Annotated in this window: 3 protein-coding genes; all 3 read left to right on the top strand. The window is 62.8% G+C overall.

Annotation, left to right across the window (positions count from 1 at the left end; genetic code table 11):
- On the top strand, positions 1 to 301 hold a 301-nt coding region (locus VMR39_RS25660), incomplete at its 5' end, for a hypothetical protein (protein WP_325420567.1).
- Between the two features lie 147 nt (positions 302 to 448).
- Positions 449 to 2,149 carry an ATP-binding protein gene (locus tag VMR39_RS25665; protein WP_325420569.1) on the top strand — a complete coding sequence of 567 codons (1,701 nt, stop codon included), beginning with the start codon at positions 449 to 451 and terminating at the stop codon, positions 2,147 to 2,149.
- Between the two features lie 75 nt (positions 2,150 to 2,224).
- The coding region (locus VMR39_RS25670) for a DUF1419 domain-containing protein (protein ID WP_325420571.1) at positions 2,225 to 2,774 on the top strand (550 nt) is incomplete at its 3' end.

The following is a 2,774-nucleotide window of genomic DNA, read 5'->3' on the forward strand; positions in this document are numbered from 1 at the left end:
CGCGGATTTTCGGGAACAGGTGCTCGCACTCTATCCTTCGGCATGGGCGCATGACGGCTGGATCGATCGTGAAGACCGGATTGTCGCCATGAACGGCTATGCCCGCTTCGGCCTCTCGGAATATTGCGGTTGCATAGCCTATTGGGTGGTCTTGCGGGACGATATCGATGTCGGCCAGGAAGGGCTGGCACAGCGATGGTTCGACCGGATCGGGCCAAAATTCGAGCAGCGTTTCGCGACCCTTGTCCGCCTGGGCAGCTTCTCGAACGGCGAGTCCGTCTATCGGCGCATCGCCGCCTGACCGCCCGACTCGCCGATCCATTTTTCGTCCATTCCGCGCTCGCGGTGCCCCATCGGGGTGCTGCATCCCAATCGCGCAATCGCGCCGCGAAGGGGAGGGGGCGGGATTTGGGGGCGATGATGAGGTCGCAGAAATCCGGAGGCTCCCATGACCTTTCCCACGACAATCAATACGATGGTCAGTCCGTCGCTGCTCACCAAAATCAGCCGCTTCAGTGATGGTGGGGTGCTGGCCGCCCTCCTCGAAATTATCCAGAACGCACGTCGAGCTGGCGCGAAGCGCATCGATATCACCCAGGTTAAGGCCGATCAGGGACTTGTGCTGCGCATCCGCGACGACGGGTGCGGTATCGCCGATCCGGTCAAGTTTCTGGCGCTCGGCGATTCCGGCTGGGATGAGAAGATCGCGCGATCGGAGGATCCCGCGGGCATGGGTGTGTTCAGTCTTGCCGGCCATCATGTGACCGTGCGCTCCCATCCCGCCGCGATCGGCGCGGCCTGGCAAGTGTCGATCCCTCCGCACGCATGGGAAAGCGGCCAGGCGCTCGACGTCATCCCTTCCTCGCTCGACCAGGGCACGGAAATCGAGATCGACCTGCCCGAGGCGTGGGCGCAGCAATTGGAACAGTCCGTCAAGAGCGCGGCTCGTTTCTGCCCGGTGTCGATCTGGTTCGATGGCAACCGGCAACCGTACGAGAATTTCCTTCATGGCGCCGTGCGGATCGAGGAATGGGAAGGCTGCCGCATCGGCATCTTCACCGATAAATATGATCTTCATCGCGAACAGCCCCGGATCAACTTCCACGGGCTTACCGTGTGCTGCCGGCTGCCGTTCGTCAGCGACGCCGATGGCGGCCGGGGCTGGTATGCCAAGGTCGATATCGTTGACACCTGCCCAATTCGGTTTGTCCTGCCAGCGCGCAAGGAAATTTTGCAGGGGGCCGCGCTCGAGGCGCTGTGCGAAGCCTGCGAGGCGGCGATCTTCCGCACAATTGCGCGCGAGGGCCACCATCGGCTGTCCTTTGCCCATTGGTTGCGGGCCAAAGCGCTCGACATATCCCTGCCGGAAGCAGCCCCCTGGCTCCATGAATGGACGCCGCGCACCGCGGAAACCGAAGGCGTTCCGGTCGGCGAACGGGTGGCGGGCGAGCCGATGATCCTGATGCCGGCGGACCAGACCCACATCGAGCAAGCCGTGAACCGCGCCATCGTTTCAGGGCGGCCACTCGGCGCGGCGCTGGTGCGCCCGATAGACGATTTCGCGGGATATGCCTGGTACAATGCCATCCCGCGCGTGCTCGGCTGCTCCTTCCGTATCGAGCGGGGTGAAGGCGACATCTGCGACTACGGTGCGGACATGGAGCCGCCGTCCGATTTTCGCTCCGGGCGGGTCGAGGCGATTTCCCTGGAAGTCGCCGTGCAGGGGCAGGGCGCTCCCGCTGAAAACGCCGAAGTGATCGTGCTTCCCACCGACGTCCTGATCATGCCGCCCGATCGCTGGACCGATCTCGAGGAGGTCATCATCCTGCTCGGCGCCGACAGCACGATCACGCCCGGCGAACTCGCCGCGCTGATCGAAGCTGCCTGCTTCTATCCCGATGAGGATTGCGACGCCGACAGCTATCATACCCAGCAGGCGGCGTTCGATATGCAGGCGCGCTTTGCCGCGAACATGTTGCTGCTCGGTGAGGATGCCGCAGTCCTCGAGCGCGTCCGCGAGGCGATGCGCGAGCATGTCGCCTGGCTGATCCCCAGGGACCGGGCGATCAGGATGCAGGCCGTCAACTACCTGGTCGAGGCCAGCTTCGCGGACAATGACGACATCTCCGCGCTCAGCGCCGCCGAATAGCCCTTTTCCCTTTCCGGCCTGCCCGGTGCGCTCTCACGCGCGCCGAGGCGAGCCATGTCCATGAGGAATCGCTCCATGACCCAGGCTTTGCCATTCAGGAAGATTTTCGACGGCGTCGCGACGCACGAGCAGATGTTCGAGCTGTTCAACCGCGTTCCCGACTGCCCCTGTGAGGATCGTATTTCGGGAAAGGCCTTTGAGAATAGCTGGTTTGAAATCGAGAGCACCTCCTACGAATACATGCTCGAGATGTTGCCGCCATTGTTCATGCGCGCCGGGATGTTCGCGATGTCCGAACTCAAGGCCGGTTTCGTCGGTTCCGTCTTCTTCATGATCGAGATCGATGAGCACAGGCGCTGGTTCACCGGCTATTGCAATCTTGGTAACCGCCACAGTCCCGACGCGATGCGCGCGGCGATTATCGAGCATGAAACAACGGGCACTGCCGGCCTGTCGCGCGACGCAAAACTCGATCTGATATGGGCCCGCACGCCTAACCGGCCGATTGGCGCGCAAAGGGAAGGGGGTGGTAACAGGGCGTCGGTCGACGGGATTGGCAGACTGGAGTCCACCATGTCCGACTATGACACCCGGGCGCTTCTCGCTGAAGCGCTCGAATTCCTCA

The sequence above is a fragment of the Sphingobium sp. genome, from assembly GCF_035511395.1.
Taxonomy (GTDB): Bacteria; Pseudomonadota; Alphaproteobacteria; order Sphingomonadales; family Sphingomonadaceae; genus Sphingobium.